This window comes from Collinsella sp. WCA1-178-WT-3 (M1), assembly GCF_009696325.1.
GTDB lineage: Bacteria > Actinomycetota > Coriobacteriia > Coriobacteriales > Coriobacteriaceae > Collinsella.
Genome location: NZ_VUME01000013.1, coordinates 1 through 25,207, shown reverse-complemented (window position 1 = coordinate 25,207; position 25,207 = coordinate 1). Strand labels below are relative to the sequence as shown.

The 25,207-nt window shown below is 61.7% G+C and carries 19 protein-coding genes; 13 read left to right on the top strand and 6 right to left on the bottom strand.

Translation table 11 applies throughout. The features are described 5' to 3' along the window. Positions 1-68 precede the first annotated feature (68 nt). From nikR to trxA, 3 genes are all read right to left on the bottom strand, one after another. Positions 69-575, bottom strand: a complete 507-nt coding sequence (nikR, locus tag FYJ40_RS07690) for a nickel-responsive transcriptional regulator NikR (RefSeq protein ID WP_370450671.1) — start codon at positions 573-575, stop codon at positions 69-71. Between the two features lies 1 nt (position 576). Beyond that, complete coding sequence (locus FYJ40_RS07685; RefSeq protein WP_006235225.1) at positions 577-825, bottom strand: hypothetical protein; 249 nt, start codon at positions 823-825, stop codon at positions 577-579. 220 nt (positions 826-1,045) lie between these two features. Further along, positions 1,046-1,366 (bottom strand): thioredoxin, encoded by a 321-nt coding sequence (gene trxA, locus FYJ40_RS07680; protein ID WP_154518161.1) that lies wholly within the window; start codon positions 1,364-1,366, stop codon positions 1,046-1,048. Between the two features lie 135 nt (positions 1,367-1,501). On the opposite strand from trxA, the gene FYJ40_RS07675 reads away from it, so the two are divergent. Next, on the top strand, positions 1,502-2,077 hold the full coding sequence (locus FYJ40_RS07675; protein WP_154518158.1) for a hypothetical protein: 576 nt from the start codon (positions 1,502-1,504) through the stop codon (positions 2,075-2,077). A gap of 60 nt (positions 2,078-2,137) precedes the next feature. Here FYJ40_RS07675 and FYJ40_RS07670 read toward each other — a convergent pair whose 3' ends face one another. Together FYJ40_RS07670 and FYJ40_RS07665 are read right to left on the bottom strand one after the other, a co-directional pair. After that, positions 2,138-3,415 (bottom strand): GHKL domain-containing protein, encoded by a 1,278-nt coding sequence (locus tag FYJ40_RS07670; protein WP_154518155.1) that lies wholly within the window; start codon positions 3,413-3,415, stop codon positions 2,138-2,140. Then, positions 3,415-4,137, bottom strand: coding sequence for a LytTR family DNA-binding domain-containing protein (locus FYJ40_RS07665; protein ID WP_195838618.1), 723 nt, complete (start codon positions 4,135-4,137; stop codon positions 3,415-3,417). Before FYJ40_RS07665 ends, FYJ40_RS07670 begins: the two co-directional genes overlap by 1 nt. 242 nt (positions 4,138-4,379) lie before the next feature. On the opposite strand from FYJ40_RS07665, the gene FYJ40_RS07660 reads away from it, so the two are divergent. From FYJ40_RS07660 to FYJ40_RS07640, 5 genes are all read left to right on the top strand, one after another. Further along, the gene (locus FYJ40_RS07660) at positions 4,380-9,185 is read left to right on the top strand and encodes an MBG domain-containing protein (RefSeq protein WP_154518149.1); all 4,806 of its coding nucleotides are present in this window, start codon (positions 4,380-4,382) and stop codon (positions 9,183-9,185) included. A 265-nt stretch (positions 9,186-9,450) separates the two neighbouring features. Continuing rightward, on the top strand, positions 9,451-10,476 hold the full coding sequence (nadA, locus tag FYJ40_RS07655) for a quinolinate synthase NadA (RefSeq protein WP_154518146.1): 1,026 nt from the start codon (positions 9,451-9,453) through the stop codon (positions 10,474-10,476). A gap of 56 nt (positions 10,477-10,532) precedes the next feature. After that, positions 10,533-11,909 carry an L-aspartate oxidase gene (locus tag FYJ40_RS07650; protein WP_370450670.1) on the top strand — a complete coding sequence of 459 codons (1,377 nt, stop codon included), beginning with the start codon at positions 10,533-10,535 and terminating at the stop codon, positions 11,907-11,909. A gap of 3 nt (positions 11,910-11,912) precedes the next feature. Continuing rightward, positions 11,913-12,773, top strand: a complete 861-nt coding sequence (gene nadC / locus FYJ40_RS07645; protein WP_154518143.1) for a carboxylating nicotinate-nucleotide diphosphorylase — start codon at positions 11,913-11,915, stop codon at positions 12,771-12,773. After that, positions 12,773-13,318 (top strand): transcription repressor NadR, encoded by a 546-nt coding sequence (locus FYJ40_RS07640; protein ID WP_154518140.1) that lies wholly within the window; start codon positions 12,773-12,775, stop codon positions 13,316-13,318. Before nadC ends, FYJ40_RS07640 begins: the two co-directional genes overlap by 1 nt. 237 nt (positions 13,319-13,555) lie before the next feature. Here FYJ40_RS07640 and FYJ40_RS07635 read toward each other — a convergent pair whose 3' ends face one another. Continuing rightward, a complete protein-coding gene (locus tag FYJ40_RS07635) occupies positions 13,556-13,741 on the bottom strand; it encodes a DUF362 domain-containing protein (protein WP_006235216.1) in 186 nt (61 codons plus the stop codon). A gap of 656 nt (positions 13,742-14,397) precedes the next feature. On the opposite strand from FYJ40_RS07635, the gene dnaK reads away from it, so the two are divergent. The 7 genes from dnaK to FYJ40_RS07600 all read left to right on the top strand — a co-directional run bounded on the left by dnaK (position 14,398) and on the right by FYJ40_RS07600 (position 25,068). Continuing rightward, the gene (dnaK, locus tag FYJ40_RS07630; protein WP_154518137.1) at positions 14,398-16,290 is read left to right on the top strand and encodes a molecular chaperone DnaK; all 1,893 of its coding nucleotides are present in this window, start codon (positions 14,398-14,400) and stop codon (positions 16,288-16,290) included. Between the two features lie 2 nt (positions 16,291-16,292). Beyond that, positions 16,293-17,135 carry a nucleotide exchange factor GrpE gene (locus FYJ40_RS07625; protein WP_154518134.1) on the top strand — a complete coding sequence of 281 codons (843 nt, stop codon included), beginning with the start codon at positions 16,293-16,295 and terminating at the stop codon, positions 17,133-17,135. Between the two features lie 107 nt (positions 17,136-17,242). After that, positions 17,243-18,208 carry a DnaJ C-terminal domain-containing protein gene (locus FYJ40_RS07620; protein ID WP_154518131.1) on the top strand — a complete coding sequence of 322 codons (966 nt, stop codon included), beginning with the start codon at positions 17,243-17,245 and terminating at the stop codon, positions 18,206-18,208. A 72-nt stretch (positions 18,209-18,280) separates the two neighbouring features. Beyond that, complete coding sequence (locus tag FYJ40_RS07615) at positions 18,281-18,697, top strand: heat shock protein transcriptional repressor HspR (RefSeq protein ID WP_154518128.1); 417 nt, start codon at positions 18,281-18,283, stop codon at positions 18,695-18,697. A 495-nt stretch (positions 18,698-19,192) separates the two neighbouring features. Next, the gene (locus FYJ40_RS07610) at positions 19,193-21,493 is read left to right on the top strand and encodes a hydratase (RefSeq protein WP_154518125.1); all 2,301 of its coding nucleotides are present in this window, start codon (positions 19,193-19,195) and stop codon (positions 21,491-21,493) included. 619 nt (positions 21,494-22,112) lie between these two features. Continuing rightward, entirely contained in the window at positions 22,113-24,740 is a 2,628-nt protein-coding gene (gene clpB / locus FYJ40_RS07605; protein ID WP_154518122.1) for an ATP-dependent chaperone ClpB, read from the top strand. Between the two features lie 133 nt (positions 24,741-24,873). Continuing rightward, positions 24,874-25,068: a hypothetical protein gene (locus FYJ40_RS07600; protein ID WP_229770727.1), complete on the top strand. Its 195-nt coding sequence runs from the start codon at positions 24,874-24,876 to the stop codon at positions 25,066-25,068. Positions 25,069-25,207: the final 139 nt, after the last annotated feature.

Below are 25,207 nucleotides of genomic sequence, written 5' to 3'. Positions count from 1 at the left end.
TAGGTAAAACGTTAAACCTGCCAAAACAAACCTGTCCCTTTTTGGCAGGTGCGCTGCGAGAAATCCCGCTACAGCCCCAGGCTCTGCTCGGTGGCGGCGCAGGTGAGCTCGCCGTGCTTAACGCCGCGCAGGCCCAGCAGACGGTCAGCCAGCTCGTAGACACGCTCGCCGCGACCCTTGAGCGCCAGAATTTCCAGGCAGTTGTGGTGGTCCAGATGCACGTGCATGGTCGAGACAATCTCGTCGGTGTAGTCGTGCTGCACCTCGTCCAGACGGCGCGTCAGATCGCCGGTATGGTGGTCATAGATCATGGTGAGCGACCCGATGACCTGCTCGTCGGGCGTGCGCATCTGCTCCTTGGCAATGGAGGCGCGAATCAGGTCGCGCACGGCCTCGGAGCGGTTGGCAACGTCGCCGCGGCGCGCGATTTGCTCGTCAAAGCGGCGCAACAGGTCGTCGGGAGCGGTGACCGAAAAACGGACCAGCTCGGAGGCGGAGCCGCTGAGGCGGCAGCCCACGTCGCCGGTCGGCCCGTGCGGATGCTCGTGCTCGCAGGCGTGCTCGTGCTCGGCCACGCTACACCAGCTTTACGGAGCCGACGGAGTTATGGTCGGCCTCGATGGCCTCCTCGTAGCCCTCGAGTGCGTCGTGCGCCTCGTGGAGCGCCGCCATGGCGGCCTCGAGCTTGGCGCCAATGCGCTCCATGTCAAAGTTCTCGGTCGCATGCAGCAGCTGATGGCTCCACTCGTGAGCGAGCTCAATGGTGTCGTCGACCTGCTTGACGCTCATGGCAAGCTGGCTCATGTTCATTCCGACGTCATGCATGGGAAATCTCCTTTTGTACGGGTCTAATCAGTGGTTCAGATTCTACTACGCCCGCTTTACGCATCGCCGCATAAGAAAACGGGTGCGAGTCCGTCTGACCCGCACCCGTTCACTGGGGGCTGTTTGTGATTACCATACTATCCGTGGTCGCGGGCGCAACGCCCGGCTCTCCGGCGAGCGGCACAAAACCACTCATGGACGGCAACACATGACCGGCGTATTACAGGTGCTTCTCAAGCAGCGCCTGCAGCCTGGCCTTGGGCAGCGCACCGACGGAGCGGTCGATTTCCTCGCCGTTCTTAAAGACAACCAGCGTGGGGATGCTCATAACGCCAAACTTCATGGCCAGGTCCTGATTGTCGTCGACGTTGCATTTGGCGACGGTAATCTTGCCGGCCAGCTCGTCGGCCACTTCGTCAACAATGGGCGAGAGCGAACGGCAGGGACCGCACCACGGTGCCCAAAAATCAACCAGCACGGGAAGGCTGCCGTTAACGACGGAATCGAAATTCTCGGGGGTAATCTGCTTAATGTCAGCCATAGTGACCTCCATAATGTGACGCGGCTCTGCCGCGTAAAACTCAGTACGACCGTGCTTATACCCAACGGCCCGCAATGCAACCACTCGCAGGCGGCCTTTTATATAATGGTGGGCACGCAAACGATTGGAGAGTGCATGCCCACGTCACAAAGCCAGAAAAAAGAAGCCATCGCCCAGGCGACCGAGCAGGAGCTCGCATCGCTCGCGGGCCGCGGCGTGCGTATCGCGGGCAACGCGTGCTCGCCGATTGTGCTGGTAAAAGGAGATTTAGACGATGCCGAGCGTGCGGGTGGCGAGCTGGCTGCCGGTCCAGACGGCGCCGCGTTGCGTAAGGCGCTCGGCGCCATCGGTTACGCGCCCGAGGATTTCTGCGTGCTGGCAAGTGTTGCCGGCGCGGGCGACGGAGCGGTTGCGATAGGCGAGGACCTGCCGTGCGAGCTGTTCCGCGAGGCGCTCGAGGCCTTGGACCCCGAGGCGGTCCTGCTGCTGGACGATCGCGCGGCCGATACCATGCGCGAGACCTACGCAGACATGCTCGTGGCGATCGACGACTTTGATACCGCCATGCTCAAGCCCGGCTTGGTCGCCCACGTGCAGGGTCGTCGCGTACTCGCGCTCGACGGCTTTGAGGCCGCGCTGACCGACAAGGCCGCCAAGCAGCGCATGTGGGCCTACATCAAGCAGCTGACCCCGGCCGCCGCGCCGCTGTAGCGGACTGGCGCCGGCAAGGCGGTCCTGATGGGTCGAGCGCGGCGCCGACTTGTCGCGCCCTTACATCACTGCGCGAAACTCAAACCGATCGCCGTGAATGCGAAACTGGCAGTTGCCGTTCATGCGCTCGACGGCAAGCTTAATGCTCCTGGTTCCAAAGCCGTGTCCGGTGTGATCGGCCACGGGCATGCCGTCGACCATGCGCGGCGGGCGCCCAAACGTGTTGGAGACCAAAAGTAGCAGTTGTCCGTCCTCGCAACGCAGGTTCAGATCGACAAATCGCTTGCCCTGGGGAGCGGCGCTTGCGGCGACGATGGCGTTGTCCAGGGCGTTTGAGAGTACGCTAAACAGATCGACGTCGGCTACATGGACGCTCTCGGGCACGGCGGCGCGCAAATCGGCGCTGATGCCGTTTCGGTTGATATCGGAGCTAAATGACGAAAGCACGATATTGACCGTGTCGTTGGCGCAGTAGCGGCGCACAGCGGTGCGGTCGTTTGTCTCGCAGAGCTCGTCGATGCGCTCGAGCGCCTCGTCGATGCGGCCCTCCTCGATCAAAGCCGCAAGGCCGCGCAGGAAGTGCCGCATGTCGTGGCGGAGAACCGAAAGCTCACGTCCAGATTGGCGCCAGGCCTCGAGCTCCTTGATGGCTGCGCTGTCGCGGGTCGCGAGCATCCAGCGCTCGCGCTCGGCGATTTCCTTTGCCTCGTATTCGCGCAGATACACAGTAAGAAACATGAGGTAGAACGCGCAAAGCGCAAACGCCAAAAACTCAACCGTCACCACGGAGCCCGAGTGGAAGAGCGTGGTGTAGACGTTGGTGGCGTAGTCAAAGATGTAATAGACGAGCGGCAGGATGAGCAGAATCTCGAGCTCGGTGGGGGTTTTAACCGCCAGGCGCGGACCGATGTCGCTGGCCCAATGCAGCAGGATTGCAAAGACGACGGCCGTGGTGATAATGCGTGCCGCGTAGTACGCGATTTGCGAGTCGGTGGCGGCGAGCGCGGCGATGCCCATCCAGTTGCTGAACTGGCAGCTCAGATAAGCGCTGGTGACGCCCAGCATAACGAGCAGCGGGTTCAGGCGATAGCGCGCGCACAGGTAGATGACGAGCGGCAGATGCACGACGAGCGGATATACCTGACGGGCGAAAAGCTCGCCGCCGACGGCATTGGCGAGGCCGAATGCGCATCCGGTTACGGCGCCGACCATCACCAGCTCAAGCGCATGACGCCGGTTGATCTCGATACCGCAGAGCGCCGCCGAGGCAAAAACGCCAAAAAGCAGGGTCGTTGCGTGGTGGATTGCCCAAAGTACCATCTCGGCCGCGGGGAGCATTAGCACCTCCCGCTCTCGAACCGTGCCGCAAAGTAGGCATCCTGGAAACCCTGCTTGCAGCTGCGCGCCAGCGGGATGCAAGCGCCCGAGCGCATGACGATATCCGTACGGTTAAAGTGGTCGATATTGCGCAGGTTGACCTGGTAGCTACGGTGACATTTAAAGAAGTTCGCGTTTTTGGCCAGCTGGTCCTCGATGTTGCGGAACGGCTCGAGCGCTTCGATGTCGCGCCCGTCGCGCAGGTGGAATACCACGTGCTTGTTGCGGGCCTCGGCGTATTCGATATCGGACAGGCGCAGAGCATGGTACCCAAAGGACGTTTTGGTCACGAGCTCATCGGTCGCGTCAGGTCGCATGCTCGAAAGCTCGTCGAGCAGTTGCGCCAGGCGTTCGTACGTTACGGGCTTGAGCAGGTAGTCGAAGGCACGGACCTCATAGGACTCCAGCGCGAACTCGGGCGATGAGGTGAGGAACACCAGACGCACGGCTGTATCGGATTGGCGCAACTCCCGCGCGGTGTCCATGCCGTTGACGAGCGGCATGATCATGTCGAGCAGAATGATGTCGGCGCGCGATGCGGCATGGCGGGCCAGCAGGTCCTCGCCGCGCGTGACGAGTGCAACGGCGACTGCCGTGCCCGTCTCGGTCGACCAGCGGTCGATCATCCGGTGCAGTCTATCTAGAAAAGCGACGTCGTCGTCGCAGGCGATGATCTTGAGCATTCGGGCCCCCTTAGTAGTTCGATTTTGCCACATTGGGTGCGCGCCGCCCGCGGAGGAACACCCCGTTTGCGCCCCACGGTGCGCAACTCGCGCTAAGTGGCAGGGCGTCAGTTTTGACGGCCGCACAATACTCCATGGATACACATGTCAATCGATGCCGGCGGTCGGACGGGGAGTCAGGCCGCCCGCCGGCGCCAAGCGATAACGAACATTGCGAAAGCATAGGGGTAAGGGGAGCCGTGATGAGGGAGAAGAAGATGGGGATGCGCAGACTTGCTACTTGCGTGCTGGCTGCAGCGCTGGCGCTTGGGGGCGCGGTGACGACGCTCGCCACGCCTACGGTAGCCGAGGCGTATCCGTCCGCCGCGATCAAACCGAAACACCTGAAAAGCGAGCTTTCGTATGGCGAAAGTGATGTAATCCAACTTTCCGGCGGCAAAGACTATCGGTTTGCCGGCACGGTTGATATCGACCACTATGAGGTCGAGGGCGGCACCAGGGAGAATCCGACCCGCCTATATTTCACCGACAGCTCGTCTCTGGGCGGTCCGCTGACCGTCGAGCGTGACCTTACATATTCGCAACACCCGCTCTTTGTGCTCAAGGGCGGTTATGTCGAGTTTATCGGTGATTCGGGTGTCTCGACCGAGGTACGCTGCGATGGAAAAACGTTTTTGAGCGATAGCAATGATTACGAAGCGCGTGGAGGTGTCGATAAACCGAATACGGGCAAGAGCCTCAACCTTTCCGTGGAAAACCTCAAGCTTGTTTCAAGGACCGAGAACAAAGATACCGATCGGGCAATCACGCTCTATGGAACCATGGGTGCGGGGGAGACGGCCAGCTTCACGAACGTGAGTGTCAGCGGTTGGAAATGCTGCAAGAACAGCGCATTCAAGGTTGACCAGGGTAATGAAATTTACGAAGCCTCGCCGGCGCCTGTAACTATCAGAGGCAGCCAGGTCGCGGTGGATGCAACGTTTGTCAACTGCACGTTTGAGAATAATAGTGATGACTGCGTCGGCGCCTTGAGCGTGGTCGGGCGGTCGAAGACTCCAAAAGTTACGTTGAACGGCTGCACGTTCGAAAACAACAGTCAGGGAATGATTGCATGCGACGAGATGAAGGTTGAGAGCGGTCATGTGCATGCGGGCAATATTGGCGTCAAAAATGCCATAGTCGCCCTGAATAACTGCAGTATCCGTTCAACAAATAACACGTCATGGAATGGACCCTGCTCTTATATGTTCAAGGTGTGGGGTATTCAATATCAGATGCACATGACGAGTGCCATTGCGGTGGCAAAGGATGCGTCGTGCACCATAAACGGTACGGTTATCGACGATTCGTTCGTGTTCCCCTCTGATTATTTCAACGGTCGCGACATAAGAGGTCAGGACGAGAAGCGCTGCGCGGTTTACGCCCTTGGTTCTGTGACGCTCGCTGGCAACACGAAGGTCACTACGGCCAAGGCGAAGGGCGTCGATGCGTCCGATGTCGGTAGCTACGGCAAGGTTCACGTCGATAAGTCTTTTACGGGCGAAGCCGTCCTGTCTATCGACGATACCAAGTTCGATCCCGAGTTCAATAAGCAGTATTACTACTATGAGTATGTGGACCTTGTCACGAGCGATCTTTCGCAGGAGGATCTTGCGAGCAGGCTCAAGTTTGCTAATGCCGACCTTGCATACGACGTTACCGATGGCAAGGTCAAGGTTATCCATCGCAAGCACGAGCACGAGTGGGCCTATTCCGCCAACAGGGATGGGTACAGCATCGCGGCTACGTGCAACGGACAGTATGAGGCCTCGCACTGTGTCTACTCCAGGGACGGCGAGACGATCTCGCTGATGTCGTCCAAGAGCGGCGACCTGAGCTTTACCTACAACGGCAAACAGCGCGACGCCGTGCTTGCTACGACCAAGCCGTCTCAAAAGGACAACGCTGTAGCCCAGGGCAAGGTAAAGATTGTGAGCGCACGCTTTTACCGTTTCGTGGATGAGAATGACACCGTGGGCATCGAGATGGAAGGGTCGCAGCCGTGCGATGCGGGTACCTATCGCGTGGTGGCGACGGTTGCCATCGAGGGACAGAGCGATGTTACGCTCGAGCGCGTGTTCAAGATTAACCCCGCCTCGCTTGCGGAGAAGGACTCCAGCCGCAAGGATCTTTGCAAGGTCGAAATCATTGGCTACGACAAGTTGAAGGATAACGTCAGGTTCAGTAACGGTGACGTGCTCAACGACGTTCCGTCTTATGAGTGGACGGGTGAGGAGATAACGCCTCGCATTAAGGTGACGTATAAGCTTGGCGACGAATGGATTGAGCTTAAAGAGGGCGTCGATTTCGAACGCCTCGCTTGGGGCGAATCGGTTTCGGAGAAAGATCCAGGTGCGTACCGGAGCCAGCTCTGGGGCCTGGGAAACTTCTCATCCTACGAGTCAATTTACTCCTGCAAGTTTTTCTACTGGAGCATCTACGGCACGCAGTTCGAGAATGTTCAGGCCAAGGGCTTTGACGGCACCTATGATGGCAAGGCTCACTCGCCGTCGGTGACGGTCGACAACGCCCCCGAGGGCATGCAGATCGAATATAGCGTCGATGGTGGCTTGCTGTACGAAGACCGAATCCCCTCCTATACCGATGTCACGCGCGATGTCTACGGCAACGTGTGCGCCGAGACGATTAAATATCGTATTACCGCACCCGACTACGTGCCGGTGGAGGGCGAGCTCGAGATAAAAATCACCCCCGCCGAACAGGCTGCTCCCAAGGACGTTAAGACGACGGCCGCGACCGGACATGCCTTGGCGGATGGCAGCATCGACGGGATTGATAACACCTACGAGTGGAAAGCCGAGGCCGCCGGCGACTATCAGTGGATTGCCGAAGGCGAGACGTCGGTTAAGGGCCTCGCCGCTGGCAAATACAGCGTTCGTCTTAAGGCCGACCGTAACCATAACGCCTCTGAGGCCCTGACGGTTGAGGTCAAGGACGGCCCCAAGAAGGCCGACGGTAGCGGTTGGAAGCACGACGACGCCGAGCACTGGAACACCTGCACCTGCGGCAAGGAGGACGTTGACCGCGCCCAGCACGACTTTGAGTGGGTCGTCGACCAGGACGCCACGGCCGATAAGCCCGGTTCCAAGCACGAGCGCTGCAAGACGTGCGGCTACGAGTGCGAGTCTGTCGAGATTCCCGCCTTCGGCATCAAGGGCTACTCCGACGAGTACGACGGTGCGTATCACACGGTTGATGCGACGAGTCTGCCCGAGGGCGCGACGGCCCAGTACAGCACCGACGGCAAGAACTGGTCCCCCGAGGCCCCCAAGATTAAGGACGTCGGCACGCTGACCGTTGCTTACCAGGTGACGATTGACGGTGCGACCGCCGAGGGCGAGGTCACGCTCGAGGTCAAGCCGCGCGCGATTACGGTCACCGCCCAGGCCGCTTCTAAGACCTACGGCGAGGCCGACCCCGTGTTTACGTGGGCGATCACATCCGGCGAACTCGTTGAGGGCGAGAGCCTTCAGGGTATTGAGATTGAGCGCGATGATGACGACAGCGTGCACGACGGTGGCTATGCTCTGCACCTGACGCAGCCTGAGGGCGCCAACTCCAACTACAAGATCACGTTCAAGGACGGCACCTTTACGATCGGTAAGCGCGAGCTTGCCGTAACGTGGGACACCACTACTGGGTTCACCTACGACGGCGAGGAGCACTGCCCCCAGGCGAAGCTCCACAATGTCATCGAAGGTGACGATATCTCCGCGTACGTCGACGGCGCCAAGGTCAAGGCCGGCACCTACACGGCGAAAATCACCGAGCTGACGGGCGACGACGCGGGTAACTACAAGCTTCCCGCCGAAGGCCTGACGTGCGAGTTCTCCATCAAGAAGGCGCCCCAGGGTGCGCCGAAAGTCCAGGCCACGGCCGAGACCGTGAGCGGCAAGCGTGACGGCAAGATCACGGGCGTCGACGCGACGATGGAGTGGCGTGCCAAGGGTGCTGACGAGTATCAGGCGGTGGGCGAGGGCGTGACCGAGCTTACGGGTCTTGCCGCCGGCACGTATGAGGTGCGCTACCAGGCCAAGGCCAACTACGATGCATCTTCTGTTACCGAGGTTACCGTGGCGGCCGGTCCCAAGCTGGTCGTGACGCTGCCGAGCAATCAGGTGGGCTACGCGCTCACCTCGACGGCAACCGAGCTCGATTGGCACGGGACTGCAACACTCACCATGGGCATCGACAGCGCGTACTTTGCGGGCAAGGACTACGCCGTCAAGGTCAACGGCACGTCCGTTAAGCTTTCCGCCAAGGGAACCTATGAGCTCAAGGATGTCGAGGGCGACGTGAATGTGACGGTCGAGGGCGTGCTTAAGCACGAGCCCGACGGCTCCGGCTGGGCACACGACGCCAAGAACCACTGGCATATCTGCCGCTGCGACGACATCATCGACAAGGCCGAGCATACCTTTAGGTGGGTTGTCGACAAACCGGCGACTACCGAGGCCAAGGGCAAGAAACACCAGGAGTGCACCGTCTGCGGCGATCAGGGCGCAACCGAGGAAATTGCGATTCTGGCACCCGAGATCATCGACGGCAAGGGCCAGACGATGGTGGTTGACGCCGTCAAGGACCTGAGCTTCCGTTCGAGCGCACCGCTCGCGTTCTTCCAGAAGGTACTGGTCGACGATAAGGAGGTCGCGGCCGAGAACTACGTGCTCACCGAGGGCTCTACGATCGTGACGCTCAAGGCGAGCTTCCTGAATACGCTCGGCGTGGGCGAACACAGGCTGAGCGTGGTTTCGACCACGGGCACGGCCGAGACGACCTTTACCGTTGCCGAGGCTGCCAAGCCCGCTCCTGGCCAGACCACTACGACTACTACGACCACGACTACGACTTCCAAGCCTAAGAAGAGGGCTAGCAAGGAGGCGTTGCCTGAGTCCGGCGACAGCACTTATGTCGTCGCGGGCGCCGTACTCGCTGCCGGTGTGGCAGTCCTGCTGCTGGCGTGGACCATCATGAAGCGCCGCGCTTAACCGCGCACCAGCTCCCAGCGGGTCCGGATCGAGCGATCCGGACCCGCTTTTATGCCCACCGCCTCTCGGACCAAGATAAAACGGGCCGCTCGAACCGTGTGGCGGATCCATTTTCGACTGTCCTCAGCTTGCCAGTTCGAAAATGGACCCGCCCCAAGATTGAATCCTTATTCCAACTTTACACCTGGCTTTACAGCTGTCTTGTCAGCTGTAAAGCCAGGTGTCATACTAAAGCCCCAAGATTCGCCAAAAGAGAGGGGCCTTGATGGCACAGAGCGCGAACATGGATGCATCGGAGCTTGCACGCGATATCGCGGCCGGCCTGGCATCGGCAACGACGGCAACGGAGCGCGCGGCACTGGTGCCCGCAGAGCTCGTCGAGGCCATTCATCAGCTAAAAACCCAACGTGACGCAGTGATCCTGGCGCACTATTATGTGGCGCCCGAGGTTCAGGCTGTGGCCGATTTCGTCGGCGACAGCTTCTACCTGGCAAAGCTTGCCAAGAGCCTGCCGCAGCAGACTATCGTGCTGTGCGGCGTGGAGTTTATGGGCGAGAGCGCCAAGCTGCTCAACCCCACCAAGACCGTGCTGCTGCCCGAGCCGGGCGCGGACTGTCCCATGGCGCACATGGTCAAGCACGAGACGGTCGACGCGGCGCGCGCCGAATATGGCGACGACCTGGCCGTGGTGTGTTACGTCAACTCGACGGTCGAGATCAAGAGCTGGAGTGACGTGTGCGTTACCAGCTCTAACGCCGTCAAGATCGTCTCCGAGCTGCCGCAGCAGCACATCTTGTTCATTCCCGACCAGAACCTGGGCCGCTTTGTGGCCGAGCAGGTGCCCCAAAAGCACGTCATCCTCAACAACGGCTACTGCCCGCGCCATCACATCATCACCGTCGAGCAGATCGTCGACGCGCAGGAGGCGCACCCCGACGCGCTCGTGCTGGCGCACCCCGAGTGCAAGGCCGACGTCCTGGCCGAGGCCGACTACATCGGCTCCACTGCCGGCATCATCAAGTATGCCGAGGAGTCGGACGCGAGCGAGTTTATCATCGTGACGGTCCGCGGCGTGCTCTACGAGCTCGAGCGCCGCTGCCAGGGCACCGGCAAAAAGTTCTACTTCCCCGCGGTACAGCCCACCTGCGTCAACATGGATCTCATCACGCTCGAAAAGCTCGTGCGCTGCCTGGAGACGGGCGAGGGCGAGGTGCAGATTGGCGTGTCGGATGAGGCCGCCGACCAGGCCAAGCTCACGCTCGACCGCATGCTCGAATACGCGGCGCGCTAGAACGATGTGACATGAGGGACCATCCCTTATGCCACATTACAAGGGAGAGGATTCCTGTGGAAACCAAACAATGCCCCGACATGGAGTGCGACGTCGTCATTGCCGGTTGCGGCGTGGCGGGCCTGTACGCGGCCCTTAATCTGCCGACGAGCACGCGCGTGATCATGCTCTCCAAGGGCGCTGTCGACGAGTGCGATTCGATGCTCGCGCAGGGCGGTATCTGCGTGCTTCCCGAAGGCTCTGACTACGACGCCTTCTTTGAGGACACCATGCACGCCGGCCACTACGATAACCGCCGCGAGAGCGTCGACATCATGATCCGCTCGAGCCGCTCGGTCATCAACGACCTGCTGGCCATGGGCGTGGACTTTGAGCGCAAGGCCGACGGTAGCCTCGACTTTACCCGCGAGGGTGCGCACAGCCGTCCGCGTATTGCCTTCCATGCCGACATTACGGGCAAGGAGATCACGACCAAGCTCCTCCAGGCCGTTCGCAAGCTGGATAACGTGCAGATTTTGGAGCACGTGGCCATGACCGACATTCTGACGGGCGAGCGTGATGGCGCTACGGCGTGCCTCGGCGTCGTCGCCGTTCCCGTGGACGAGGATAACTCGGTTCGCCCCGCCGACGAGCTGGCAAATGCCGCCGAGGGCGTGCATGCCGGCGAGCCGTTTAAGATCCATGCCCGCCACACGCTGTGGGCGACAGGCGGCATCGGCGGTGTATACGACCACTCGACCAACTATCCGCAGCTCACGGGCGATGCCTGCTACATCGCCCAGGAGCATGGCATTAAGATGGAGCACCTGGACTACGTGCAGATTCACCCCACGGGACTGTTCTCGCCGCAGCCGGGCCGCACCTTCCTGATCAGCGAGAGCTGCCGCGGCGAGGGCGCGATTTTGCTCAACGCCGCCGGCGAGCGTTTTACCGACGAGTTGCAGCCGCGCGACGTTGTCGCTGCCGCTATTCGCGAGCAGATGAAGCAGGATGGTACCGAGCACGAGTGGCTGAGCTTTGCCCCCGTTGAGCGCGACGTGGTAACCGGACACTTTGCCAACATTCGCGCACGCTGCCTGGAGGACGGCCGCGACATCTTGGACGAGCCCATTCCCGTCACACCCACGCAGCACTACTTTATGGGCGGCGTGTGGGTCGACAAGGACGGCCGCACCTCGATGCCCGAGCTCTACGCCGCCGGCGAGACGGCCTGCAACGGCGTTCACGGCAAGAACCGCCTTGCATCAAACAGCCTGCTCGAGGCGCTGGTCTGGGGTCGTCGCGCCGCGTGGCACATGCGTACCGGCCAGTCGCTCGCCGTGGAGCAGGCGGGCGAGCCCGCGCTCGACGGCCGTCATCGCGCCCTGAGCGCCGACACCCTGGCAATCGATGATTTGGCCCGTGCCGCCGGCACGCAGGCCGTGGAGGAGTAGACCATGAACCCCATTACCATGAAGCTCGTCGTCGATGATCTGATTCTGCAGGCTCTGCGCGAGGACATTACGTTTGAGGACGTGAGCACGGCAAGCGTGTGCCCCACGGCGCGTCCCGCCACGGTGGAGCTCATCGCCAAGGCCGATGGCATCATCGCGGGCCTGGATGTGTTCGCTCGTACCTTTGAGCTGCTGGATTCGCAGAGCTCGGTGCTGTTTGATGTTGCCGATGGCGACGAGGTGCACGCCGGCGACCATGTGGGCCAGGTACGCGGCGATGCGCGCGTGCTGCTTTCGGGCGAGCGCGTGGCGCTCAACTACCTGCAGCGCATGAGCGGTATCGCTACCTATACGCACCAGATGGCTGCGGCGCTCGAGGGCACCAAGACCGTGCTCGTCGACACGCGCAAGACCACGCCGGGTATGCGCGCCTTCGAGAAGGCCGCGGTCGAGATCGGCGGCGGCAGCAACCACCGCTACAATCTGTCGACGGCCGTCATGCTCAAGGACAACCACATCGACGCCGCCGGCGGCGTGACGCGTGCGATCGAGATGGCGCGCGCCCATGCATCGTTTACCGCGACGGTCGAGATCGAGTGCGAGAACCTGGACATGGTACGCGAGGCCGTGGAGGCCGGCGCCGACATCATCATGCTCGACAACATGACCCACGATGACATGGCTGCCGCGATTGAGTTTATTGCCGGTCGCGCCAAGACCGAGTGTTCGGGCAACGTGGATGCCAGCAATATCCGTGCGCTTGCCGACCTGGGCGTTGACTTTATTAGCTCGGGAGCGTTGACGCACTCTGCGCCGATTCTCGACCTCTCGCTTAAGCACCTGCGTCTGCTGGACGGTAAATAATGGACGCCCGCGAGCGTCGCCGTGCCATCATGGGCGTGCTCGAGCGAGCCAAAGACCCCGTCTCCGGCAGTACGCTTGCTCGCGAGGTGGGTGTGAGCCGCCAGGTTGTCGTGCAAGACATCGCCCTGCTGCGCGCCGATGGGCACGATATCGTGGCGACCAATCGCGGCTACGTGCTGCAGGAGGCCCCCAGCAGCCCCGCCGTGCCCACGCGCCTGGTCAAGGTTCGCCATAGCATGGAGCAGGCAGGCGATGAGCTCACGAGTATCGTCGACGCCGGAGGCGCCGTGCTCAACGTGATCGTCAATCACCGCGTGTACGGTAAGATCACGGCCGACCTGGACATCCGCAATCGTCGCGATGTTGAGCGTTACCTGCACGATATCGAGAGCGGCAAAAGCTTTCCACTACTAACGGTGACGAGCGGCTATCACTTCCATCGCATCGCGGCAGAGGATGAGCAAACCCTCGACGAGATCGAGGCTATGCTCAAGGAGATGGGCTATCTGGCAGACCTGATGCCCTACGAAGACGATCTATCGTAGCCGACGCTGCAAACGCCCCTAAGCGGCAATCTGACGTTCAATCGTCGGTCGCGTACAAAAGTACGCTTCCCTCCTCTTTCGCGTCACCTTGCTCGCTTGGGGGCGTTTTCGCTGACTTATGCTCAACCTGCGACGGTGCCAAATTAGCTATCCGCACAAAAAGGAGGCCTTCGCGGCGATGCGGAGGCCTCCTTTTTTGTGCACGGTGTACTTGTGAGTGTGCAAGTGGGGGAGTTGTTACTCCTCGACGATCTCGGTGATCGCGCCGGCGGGGCAAGCGTCCTGGCAAGCGCCACAGGCGACGCAGGAGTCCTCGTCAGCAACGGTAGCGACGTCCTGGAGCTCCAGAACGCCAGCGGGGCAGGAGTCGACGCAAACGCCACAAGCGATGCACTCGTCGGCATCAATTACGGGATGAGCCATGGTAGTTTCCTCTCTGTTGACCGACGCTACAGGCGATGCGCGCCGGTTTGATTCGGGCAAAAACATACCACGTGAGCGACCGTTTGCAATACCCTCTGGCCGGCATCTTCATACCATTCGCCGAGTATGCCACGGCTTACTAAGAAACGCACTGGTGAGGCTGGTGAGCTGTGCAGATGTTAGCTAAAGGTGACTCGAATTATTGAGCAATTGAGTGGGCTTTCGGAAAGCGCATCCCGTTACCTGGTCGAAAAACGGGTCGCAGTTTCCGGTTGGGCCCGCTAGCGGAAACTGCGACCCGGTATCAGCTCTCAAAACGGGATATGGTTTCCGGTTGAGCCTTCAGACGGAAACTACGACCCGGAATCCACACTCAAACCGGGACGAGCTTTCCGTAAAGCAGCCCCAGGCACCCCCGTCCCAAACCTCAGCCATCTCTACATAGATTTCGATAGATTTGCCGAGAACTCAATCAGCGCATCTACCTGCGCATTCGAGAACCTAAACTCTAAGTGATAAGAAATCTTATATGAATTGACTTAGATTTTGTATATTCCGGTCCATAAGGGGATACACTACATCCTGAAAGACAAACCGAAAGACCGCTTGGCAGACCGCCGAGTCGGTGCAAACGCACAAGAGAGAGGGAATTTCTAATGGGCAAGATTCTTGGTATCGACCTTGGTACTACTAACTCCGCAATGGCCGTTCTCGAGGGCGGTTCTCCGACCATCATCGTGAACGCCGAGGGCGACCGCACCACCCCGTCTGTCGTGGGCTTCCGTGCCGACGGCGACCGCGTCGTGGGCAAGGCCGCTAAGAACCAGGCGGTCACCAACCCCAAGAACACCGTGTTCTCCATCAAGCGCTTCATGGGCCGCAAGTACTCCGAGTGCACCTCCGAGCTCAAGACCGTGCCGTATGAGGTCAAGGAGGGCCAGGGTGGCCGTGCCGTCGTCGACATCGAGGGCAAGGAATACACCGCCGAGCAGGTGAGCGCCATGACGCTCGCAAAGATGAAGGCCGACGCCGAGAAGTATCTGGGCGAGACCGTCACCGACGCCGTCATCACCGTCCCGGCCTACTTCAACGACGCCCAGCGCCAGGCCACCAAGGACGCCGGTAAGATCGCCGGCCTCAACGTTAAGCGTATCGTCAACGAGCCGACCGCTGCCGCTTTGGCCTATGGCCTGGACAAGCAGGGCTCCGACCAGCGCATCCTGGTCTTCGACCTGGGCGGCGGTACCTTCGACGTCTCCATCCTCGACCTCGCCGACGGCGTGTTTGAGGTTCTGTCCACCTCGGGCGACAACCACCTGGGCGGCGACGACTGGGATCAGCGCGTCATCGACTGGATGGCCGATAAGTTCCAGCAGGAGAACGGTGTCGACTTGCGTCAGGACCCCATGGCCCTGCAGCGTCTGAAGGAGGCCGCCGAGAACGCCAAGAAGGAGCTCTCCGCCGCCCAGCAGTCCACTATCAACCTGCCGTTCATCACCATGAACCAGTCCGGCCCGCTGCACCTCAACTACACGCTGACCCGCGCCGAGTTCGAGAAGATCACCCGCGACCTGCTCGAGCGCTGCAAGCAGCCTGTCACCAACGCCCTGCGCGACGCTAACCTTAAGCTCTCCGATCTGACCGAGGTCATCCTCGTCGGCGGCTCCACCCGTATGCCCGCCGTCCAGGAGCTCGTCAAGACCATGACCGGCAAGCAGCCCAACATGTCCGTGAACCCCGACGAGGTCGTTGCCGACGGCGCTGCCGTCCAGGGCGGCGTGCTCACCGGCGACGTCGAGGGCATCCTGCTGCTCGACGTTACCCCGCTGTCGCTGGGCGTCGAGACCATGGGCGGCATCATGACCAAGATGATCGACCGCAACACCACGATTCCGACCTCCAAGACCGAGGTCTACTCCACCGCTGCCGACAACCAGACCAGCGTCGAGATCAACGTGCTCCAGGGCGAGCGCGAACTTGCCCGCGACAACAAGTCGCTCGGTAAGTTCCAGCTGACCGGTATCCCGGCTGCCCGCCGCGGCGTGCCGCAGATCGAGGTCACCTTCGACATCGACGCCAACGGCATCGTCAAGGTCTCCGCTAAGGACAAGGGCACCGGCAAGGAGCAGCAGATCACCATCTCCGGCTCCACCGCTCTGTCCGACGAAGAAGTCGATCGTATGGTCAAGGACGCCGAGGCTCATGCCGAGGAGGACAAGAAGCAGAAGGAAGAGGTCGAGGTCCGCAACCAGACCGACAGCCTGTGCTACTCCACCGAGCAGACCCTCAACGAGCTGGGCGACAAGGTTTCCGCCGACGTGAAGTCCAAGGCCGAGGCCGCTATCGCCGATGCCAAGAAGGCGCTCGAGGGCTCTGACGTCGAGGCCATCAAGGCAGCTGGCGAGTCCCTGCAGTCCGTGGCCTACGAGCTGGCTCAGGTTGTCTACGCCGACGCTCAGCAGCAGACCGACGGTGCCGCCGGCGCCCAGCCTGCCGACGATGACGTCGTCGACGCCGACTACGAGGTTGTGGACGACGAGGACAAGTAATCATGTCCGCCCGTAAAGCTCGCACGGAGGCGGCTGCCGTTGGAGCCGCCCCCGTTGACTCTGAGGAGAAGGACGTGAAGATTCCCGTAGAGGCCGTCGACGATACCGAGGCCAGCGAGGCCGAGGCCGCCGAGGCTGTCGAGAACCAGGTAGAGGATTCCAACAAGGAGGCGACGATGACCGAGGACGAGATGGTGGAAGCCGCTATCCGCGCCGGTGAGGAAGCCGCCGACAACGACTTTAAGCTCAAGTTCGAGCAGGCCCAGAAGGAGCTTGCCGACGTGCGCAATGAGCTCGATGCTGCGGCAGAGGCTCAGAAGGCTGCCGAGGACAAGGCGAAGGACGCCACCGAGCGCACCGCCCGTCTGCAGGCCGACTGGGAGAACTTCCGTCGCCGCACCGCCAGCGAGCGTATCGCCGAGCGTGAGCGCGCGACAGAGAAGCTTGTCACTGCGCTGCTGCCGGTGGTCGACGATATCGAGCGCGCGATCGACCATGCCCGCAGCCAAGAGCTTGCCGACGACTTTAAGCAGTTCGTCGACGGCGTCGACGCGGTGCATGCCAAGCTACTCGATGTGTTTGCGCACGAGGGCGTTGAGCCCATCGACCCCAAGGGCGAGGCGTTCGATCCGCTCGAGCACCAGGCTGTGGGTCGCGTCGAGGACTCGTCGCAGTACGACGAGACCGTCAACGACGTGTACCAGAAGGGCTACCGCATGGCGGACCGCATCCTGCGTTCCGCGATGGTGACGGTGACCTACGGTGGCGAAAAGCGCCCCGCACCGGAGCCCGAAGCGGCGCCCGAGGATGCTGCGGCCGATACGGCCGAGAGCACCGAGGAGTAATTGAGAAGGGCCCCGGGGCAACACCCGGGGCCCTTTCTGGCCTAGTGCCATATGAAAGCATGAACCGCCGCCCGCTGGGCGACGGATAAAACAGGAGAGGAGCTACGATGGCTGCAGGCAAAACCTTCTATGACATCCTGGGCGTATCCAAGAGCGCCTCCGACAAAGAGATCAAGAGCGCGTTTCGCAAGCTCGCGCAAAAATATCACCCCGACGCCGGCGGCGACGAGGCCAAGTTCAAGGAGATCAGCGAGGCCTACGAGACGCTTTCGGACGAGAAGAAGCGCAAAGAGTACGACCAGATGCTCATGTTTGGCGGCATGCCGGGCGCAGGCGGCGCGTATGGCGGCGGCTACGGTGCCGGCGCGGGTGCCAGCGGCTGGGGCGACATCTTCGACAGCATCTTTAGCGGCAACGGCGCCTGGGGCAGCGATTGGGGCTCGGGCTTTGCCGGGGCTGCGGGCGCTGCCGGTGCCGGCGCGGGTCGCAGCCGCGCTCGCAAGGGCGGCGACCTGTCGCTGACCGTCGATGTGACGGCCGAGGACGCGTTTCGCGGCGTGACGCACAAGGTCACCTATCGCATTCCCTCGACAGGCGAGCAGCAGACCATTACGGTCTCGGTGCCCGCGGGCGCGGTCGACGGCGGCAAGCTACGCTACAAGCGTCGCGGCGAGTATGGCGTCGCCGGCGGCGAGCGCGGCGACCTGGTCGTGACCACGCATGTGGAGGAGCACCCGCTGTTTAAGCGCAAAGGCGCCGACGTGACCATGGAGGTACCGGTCTCGGTCTACGAGGCGGCGCTCGGCTGCACGGTGGACGTGCCCACGCCCGGCGGTGCGACGGTCCGTTTGAAAGTGCCTGCGGGTACCCAGACGGGCAAGAAGTTCCGCTTTAAGGAGATGGGGGCGCCCGACGTTAAGCACCGTGGCCGTACGGGTGCGCTGCTCGTCGAGATCAAGGTACAGGTTCCCACGAACCTATCCGATGACGAGCGCGATGCCATGACCAAGCTGCGCGAGGCCGACACGCGCGACTACCGCGAGAAAGTTAACCGTTACAAGGCGACGTTCTAGGGCGGTCGCGGTGCACGCCCACGCCTGCGGGCTTATGATGGACGATAACGAGACGGAAAGGGGTCAGGTAGCATGGACGAGGACAATAGGAACAAACCGCTGTACATGATCAGCGTGGCGGCCGAGCTGACCGGCATGCATCCGCAGACTCTGCGCGTCTACGAGTCCAAGGGTCTGGTGAACCCCCAGCGCTCGGGCGGCAACACGCGCCTGTATTCGCGTGCCGATATCGAGCGCCTGGAGCTCATCAACCAGCTGACCGACGAGGGCATCAACCTTGCCGGCGTGGTGCGCATCCTCGATATGAAGGAGCGTGCCGAGGAGCGCGAGCGCGAGAACGAAAAGCTCCGCGCCCGCATGCGCCAGCTCGAGGACGAGCTGCACGAGTACAAGATGCAGAAGAAGATCACCTCCCTGGCCCCGCGCGATGGCTCGGTTAATCCCGAACAGGTCATGCGCAAGCTGCTGGGCGCCGGCGGGGATCTCTAGGTTCCGCCGTTCTAACGAACGGCGGACCGGTCGACGCTGCGCGCCGCCCAGAGCGACAATTTGTCATTCAAAAGGCAAGGCATGACCAGAAGGTCTATGCCTTGCCTTTTTCATGCCAACTTGTTCGCTCTGGACGTCGCTCGCTGTCCGTCCTCTACCTGCGGCGTTGCCAAGGTCCGGATGCGGCACTTGGGGACGTTCCTCACTTTGGAAATGCGGTCCGCTCGCTGTCCGTCCTCTACCTGCGGCGTTGCCTTGCTCCGAATGCGGCCCGCTCGCTGCCGTTGCCAGAGTAGTCATTGGGGACGTTCTTAAATGACTAGTCGAAAGGGACGCTCTTGCACCAAATCTGCTGACCCACATCGGGCTCGTCCTGTGCTTTACCGAGATAAAGTGAACGTGCAGATTCGTAACCCACTCGCAACCGTTCTATGGCACGATATTGAACGAATGCATGCTATGCGCCCAAATCTTTTGGGCAGAGTGGGAGACAGTATGGTCAAGCTGTACGAAGACGGCATCTACCTGCGCGGCGGCAGCGAGGTTGTGCCTGCGGCCGAGGCTGCCGAGCGCGGTATTACGCAGACGCCCGAGGATGCCAAGCGCGGCACCATCGCGTATTCGATTCTCCAGGCACACAATACGTCCGGCGACCCCGAGGCGCTCAAGATTCGCTTCGATGCCATGGCGAGCCACGACATCACCTTCGTCGGCATCATCCAGACGGCGCGCGCCTCGGGCATGGAGCAGTTCCCGCTGCCCTACGTGCTCACTAACTGCCATAACTCGCTGTGCGCCGTGGGCGGCACCATCAACGAGGACGACCACGTCTTTGGCCTTTCCGCGGCTAAGAAGTACGGCGGCATCTTCGTTCCGCCGCACATCGCCGTCATCCACTCCTTTATGCGCGAGAACTTCGCCGGTTGCGGCAAGATGATCCTGGGCTCCGACTCGCACACCCGCTATGGCGCCCTGGGCACCATGGCCGTGGGCGAGGGCGGCGGCGAGCTGGCAAAGCAGTTGCTGCGCGACACCTACGACGTTGCCTATCCCGGCGTCGTCGCTATCTACCTCACGGGCGCCCCGCGTCCCGGCGTCGGCCCGCACGACGTGGCGCTCGCCATCATCCGTGCCGTCTTTGCCAAGGGCTATGTCAAGAACAAGGTCATGGAGTTTGTGGGCCCCGGCATCGCGAGCATGACGACCGATTACCGCAACGGCGTCGACGTCATGACCACCGAGACCACCTGCCTGTCGAGCATCTGGGCCACCGACGAGGACACGCACGCGTTTTTGGCCACGCACGGTCGCGGCGACGACTACCGCGAGCTCAAGCCCGCCGATGTCGCCTACTACGACGGTTGCGTCGAGGTCGATCTGTCGAGCATCAAGCCCATGATCGCGCTGCCATTCCATCCTTCCAACGGCTTTGAGATCGAGGAGCTCAACGAGAACCTCGAGGACATCCTGCATGAGGTGGAGCTCGAGGCCGCTAAGATCGGCGAGGGCAAGACGCACTTTAGCCTGCTCGACAAGATCGTCGACGGCAAGCTTCACGTGCAACAGGGCGTTATCGCCGGCTGCTCGGGCGGCAACTACGACTCCGTGGTCCAGGCTGCCCGCGTGCTCAAGGGCGCCAACACCGGCTGCGGCGAGTTCTCTCTGTCGGTCTATCCCACGAGCCAGCCCGTGGCGCTCGAACTTACGCGCCGTGGCTATATCTACGACCTTATGGAGGCCGGCGCGATCGTGCGCACGGCGTTCTGCGGTCCGTGCTTTGGCGCCGGCGACACGCCTGCCAACAACGGCCTGTCCATCCGCCACACCACGCGCAACTTCCCCAACCGCGAGGGTTCCAAGCCGGGCAATGGTCAGCTGAGCGCCGTGGCCCTAATGGACGCTCGCTCCATTGCGGCGACGGCCGCCAACGGAGGCGTCCTGACGCCGGCGACCGACCTGCCCGAGGAGACTTGGGACGAGGCCTGCGAGTACACCTTTGACGACGCGCCGTATAAAAAGCGCGTGTACTGGGGCTTTGGCAAGGCCGAGCCTGCTGACGAGCTGGTCGAAGGCCCCAACATCAAGCCGTGGCCCGCGATGGAGCCTCTCGGCGACGATATCCTGCTCAAGGTGTGCTCCAAGATCATGGACCCGGTCACCACGACCGACGAGCTCATTCCCTCGGGTGAGACGAGCTCCTTCCGCTCCAACCCGCTGGGCCTGGCAGAGTTTACGCTCAGCCGCCGCGATCCGGCCTACGTGGGTCGTTCCAAGGAGGTCGACGCCGTGGAGAAGCGCCGCGTTGCCGGCGAGGCGGCGGGCGATCTGGCGGCACTCGATGCCGAGCTTGCCGGCGTGTTTGAGGCGCTGGCCGGCGCCGGCGTCGTGGCCGATGCCAAGGCGACCGAGTACGGCTCCATGCTCTATGCCAAGAAGCCCGGTGACGGTTCTGCCCGCGAGCAGGCCGCGAGCTGCCAGCGCGTGATTGGCGGTCTGGCCAACATCGTCCACGAGTACGCCACCAAGCGCTATCGCTCCAATGTGATGAACTGGGGCATGGTGCCCTTCCAGATGGAGGCCGAGCCCAACTTTGAGGTGGGCGACTACGTCTTCGTGCCGGGTATCCGTGCCGCGCTCGATGGTGACCTGAAGGACATCGCCGCCTACGTGGTGCGCGCCGATGGTGCGGTCGAGCAGATTGAGCTCTACATTGCCGATATGACGGCTGAGGAGCGTGCCATCGTCAAGGCCGGCTGCCTGATCAACTACAACAAGTTCAAGGCCGCTGCCGAGTAACGTTGCTGTACGCCCCGGACACACCTTTCCCTCGTGCTCACGCGCTTCGCGAGGGTCGCGTTCGGGAAAGGATAAGCCCCGGGCTACATTTCTGCGTTCTCGTTGGGTCTTGAGGGACGCTAATAAATAGACTTGCTTGATGCCGCCTCTTTTTATTGGGGCGGTTTCTTTTTGTCGAGAACCGCCACAAAGGGGGCAGGCACCTTTGTGGTGGTTCTCGGTTTGTCTCGACCTGTAACATCTTGGCCGCTAAAAGTGGGCCTGGTGTTACAGATTTAGATTTTCGATTCGGGTGTCTTCTGCTCGTCTCGATTTGTAACAGATAGAGCTCTATTTGCCGAGTAGATGTTACAGATTGAGACAAACGGTTGCCGCTGGCCATTTCATCTTGATTTGTAACATCTAGGATCAAAAATGGCTGCTAGATGTTACAGATCGAGACGGTAGTGCACCTGGGCAGTGGTGGGCTGACATCTCAGTACCCTATCCATCAATCACTCAGAAAATCTTATATATAGAGACTTAGATTTGTGTATAAGATCGTACAAAGCTGGCAACAATACTTCTCGGACAACGTGAAGCCGCCCCGTAGGGCGGCCGCCCCAAGAGAGGTGATTCCATGAGAATCGATAAGCTAGCAATGACGTCGCGCGAGGCGTTGCAGACCGCCATGAGCACGGCTGCCGACGCACAGGCCGGCGCGGTGGAGCCGATTCACCTGCTGTCCGCCCTGCTCGGTGCCGGCGAGCGCAATATCTCCGTGATTATCGAGCGCATCGGCGCCGACCCAGCCCAGCTTGCACACTCCACGCAAGATGCCATCGACCGCGCACCCAAGGTTTCGGGCGAGGGCCAGCAGATGGGCCTGTCCAACGAGCTCGTCCGCGTCATCGAGAAGGCCGAGAAAAAGGCCACCAAGATGGGCGACAGCTTTGTAGTGACCGAGCATCTGCTGATGGCACTTGCCGAGGACAAGGGCGAGGCCGGCCGCGTTCTGCGCGACGCAGGCGTCACCAAGGAGCGCATCGAGCAAGTCTACGAGGAGCTGCGCGGCGATGACCGCGTGACGTCCGCCGAGGACAAGACTCAGTTTGAGGCGCTGGAGCAGTACGGCCGCAACATCTGCGACCTGGCCCGCGCCGGCAAGCTCGATCCGGTTATCGGCCGTACCGACGAGATCCGTCGTACCATTCAGGTCCTGTCCCGTCGTACCAAGAACAACCCTGTGCTCATCGGTGAGCCGGGTGTCGGTAAAACGGCCATCGTCGAGGGCATCGCCCAGCGTATCGTGGCCGGCGACGTGCCGAGCACGCTGCGCGACCGCGACCTCATCGAGCTCGACATGAGCGCGCTGGTCGCCGGTGCCAAGTACCGCGGCGAGTTCGAGGACCGCTTGAAGGCCGTGCTCAAGGAAGTGCAGAAGTCCGAAGGCAAGGTCATCCTGTTCATCGATGAGCTCCACACCATTGTGGGCGCGGGTGCCACCGAGGGCTCCATGGACGCCGGCAACATCCTCAAGCCTGCGCTCGCCCGCGGCGACCTGCACGCGATCGGCGCGACCACGCTCGACGAATACCGCAAGTACATCGAGAAGGACGCGGCGCTCGCCCGTCGTTTCCAGACCGTTATGGTCTCCGAGCCTACCGTCGAGGACACCATCTCGATTCTGCGTGGCCTCAAGGAGAAGTACGAGATCTTCCACGGCGTGCACATTACCGATAGCGCGCTCGTGGCCGCCGCCGACCTCTCCGATCGTTATATCGCCGACCGCTTCCTGCCCGACAAGGCCATCGACCTGGTCGACGAGGCCGCAAGCCGCCTGCGCATGGAGCTCGACAGCATGCCGGTCGAGATCGACGCCACCACGCGTCAGCTCACCCAGCTGCAGATTGAGGAGCAGGCGCTCATGAAGGAGACCGACGACGCCTCCAAGGAGCGTCTGGAGACCCTGCGCCAGGAAATCGCCGAGGTCCAGGAAAAGCTCAACGTGCAAAAGGCCGGTTGGCTCAACCAAAAGAACGCTATCGACCATGTGCAGGAGCTCAAGGGCCAGCTCGATGAGGCCAAGAGCGAAGAGGAGCGTGCGACGCGCAACGGAGACTTGGGCCGTGCGTCCGAGCTGCGTTACTCCGTGATTCCGGGTCTGCAGCAGCAGATTCAGGATTCCGAGGCCGCGCTCGAGGCACAAAAGCAGCAGGACGGTGAAGGCCTCAACGAGCAGGTGACCTCCGACGAGATCGCCGAGGTCGTGAGCGCCTGGACCGGTGTGCCCGTCTCCAAGATGATGCAGGGTGAGCTCGACAAGCTGAAGGGCTTGGAAGGCGAGCTGCATAAGCGCGTCATCGGCCAGGATGAGGCCGTCTCCGCCGTCGCCGCGGCCGTGCGCCGTAGCCGTGCGGGCCTCTCCGATCCGGACAAGCCCATCGGCAGCTTCTTCTTCCTGGGCCCCACCGGTGTGGGCAAGACCGAACTCGCCAAGGCGCTGGCTGAGTGCCTGTTCGATGACGAGCGCGCGCTCGTGCGTATCGACATGTCCGAGTACATGGAGAAGTTCAGCGTTCAGCGTCTGATCGGTGCGCCCCCGGGATACGTGGGCTACGACGAGGGTGGACAGCTCACCGAGGCCGTGCGCCGTCGCCCGTACTCCGTGATCTTGCTCGACGAGATGGAGAAGGCTCACCCGGATGTCTTCAACGTGCTGCTGCAGGTGCTCGACGACGGCCGTCTGACCGACGGTCAGGGTCGTCAGGTGTCCTTCAAGAACACGATCATCATCATGACGTCCAACGTGGGCTCCAAGGCTATCGCCGATCTTTCGGGCAAGGACGAGGAGGAGATGCGCCATCAGGTCGATGCGGCCATGGCTCAGACTTTCCGCCCCGAGTTCCTCAACCGTATCGACGATATCGTGGTGTTCCATCCGCTCGGCATGGCGCAGATCGAAAAGATCGTCGATATTCAGCTCGCCGACGTCCGCGCACGTCTGGCCAAGGAGCGCATGACGCTTGCCATCACCCCGGCGGCCAAGCAGATGCTCGCCGTGGGCGGTCTGGACCCGGTCTTTGGTGCCCGTCCGCTCAAGCGTCTGGTGCAGCGCGAGGTCGTGGACGCCATCGCCGCCGCTATCATCGACGGTACGGTGCGCGAGGGCGATCAGGTGACGGTTGACGTCGACAAGGACGGTGCCTTTACCGTCGTGTGCGATAACACGCCGTCTGCCACCTACGAGGTGCCCGATGCCGAGTAGATTGTTGGGCCATGCCTTAAAATCTACCTTTTGAGCCAAACGCCAAGGGCGGCGGATCCAATTGGGTCCGCCGCCCTTTTTCGTGCGACAATCGATGATGTTGAACGTGAGTACATGGCAAGGAGCTATGCAGATGAAAGACGAGAACGAGACGAACGCACCGGCGCCTGAGTCAGCGCCCGCCGCACCCAAGCCTGCGCCTAAGCCGGCACCCAAGCCGCGCGACCCCTACATCCGTGCCGAGAACGAGGACGACGACGGCTACGATCCCTACAGCGATCGCCGCCCCGAGCGCGAGCCGATGTTCGAAGCCGACCCGTGGCGCTAACTCCTGCAGGGTAGCTAATTTGGGACGTGTCTCTATAGTTTTGTCAACCGCGTGCTTCGTGCCATTTCGGCATGACGCATCCGGGCGCCTGGCGCCCCCGCTCGGTTTCCTCTTCGGTTGATCCCGCCGCCCGCTAGGC

What these genes read in the sequence shown, in the direction of transcription:
- FYJ40_RS07635 (WP_006235216.1), bottom strand. Translation starts at nt 13,741, where the DNA reads ATGGCTCATCCCGTAATTGATGCCGACGAGTGCATCGCTTGTGGCGTT.
- clpB (WP_154518122.1), top strand. Translation starts at nt 22,113, where the DNA reads ATGAGAATCGATAAGCTAGCAATGACGTCGCGCGAGGCGTTGCAGACC.
- FYJ40_RS07610 (WP_154518125.1), top strand. Translation starts at nt 19,193, where the DNA reads ATGGTCAAGCTGTACGAAGACGGCATCTACCTGCGCGGCGGCAGCGAG.
- FYJ40_RS07600 (WP_229770727.1), top strand. Translation starts at nt 24,874, where the DNA reads ATGAAAGACGAGAACGAGACGAACGCACCGGCGCCTGAGTCAGCGCCC.
- FYJ40_RS07615 (WP_154518128.1), top strand. Translation starts at nt 18,281, where the DNA reads ATGGACGAGGACAATAGGAACAAACCGCTGTACATGATCAGCGTGGCG.
- dnaK (WP_154518137.1), top strand. Translation starts at nt 14,398, where the DNA reads ATGGGCAAGATTCTTGGTATCGACCTTGGTACTACTAACTCCGCAATG.
- FYJ40_RS07685 (WP_006235225.1), bottom strand. Translation starts at nt 825, where the DNA reads ATGCATGACGTCGGAATGAACATGAGCCAGCTTGCCATGAGCGTCAAG.
- FYJ40_RS07625 (WP_154518134.1), top strand. Translation starts at nt 16,293, where the DNA reads ATGTCCGCCCGTAAAGCTCGCACGGAGGCGGCTGCCGTTGGAGCCGCC.
- nadC (WP_154518143.1), top strand. Translation starts at nt 11,913, where the DNA reads ATGAACCCCATTACCATGAAGCTCGTCGTCGATGATCTGATTCTGCAG.
- FYJ40_RS07670 (WP_154518155.1), bottom strand. Translation starts at nt 3,415, where the DNA reads ATGCTCCCCGCGGCCGAGATGGTACTTTGGGCAATCCACCACGCAACG.
- trxA (WP_154518161.1), bottom strand. Translation starts at nt 1,366, where the DNA reads ATGGCTGACATTAAGCAGATTACCCCCGAGAATTTCGATTCCGTCGTT.
- FYJ40_RS07640 (WP_154518140.1), top strand. Translation starts at nt 12,773, where the DNA reads ATGGACGCCCGCGAGCGTCGCCGTGCCATCATGGGCGTGCTCGAGCGA.
- nadA (WP_154518146.1), top strand. Translation starts at nt 9,451, where the DNA reads ATGGCACAGAGCGCGAACATGGATGCATCGGAGCTTGCACGCGATATC.
- FYJ40_RS07620 (WP_154518131.1), top strand. Translation starts at nt 17,243, where the DNA reads ATGGCTGCAGGCAAAACCTTCTATGACATCCTGGGCGTATCCAAGAGC.
- FYJ40_RS07660 (WP_154518149.1), top strand. Translation starts at nt 4,380, where the DNA reads ATGAGGGAGAAGAAGATGGGGATGCGCAGACTTGCTACTTGCGTGCTG.
- FYJ40_RS07665 (WP_195838618.1), bottom strand. Translation starts at nt 4,137, where the DNA reads ATGCTCAAGATCATCGCCTGCGACGACGACGTCGCTTTTCTAGATAGA.
- FYJ40_RS07675 (WP_154518158.1), top strand. Translation starts at nt 1,502, where the DNA reads ATGCCCACGTCACAAAGCCAGAAAAAAGAAGCCATCGCCCAGGCGACC.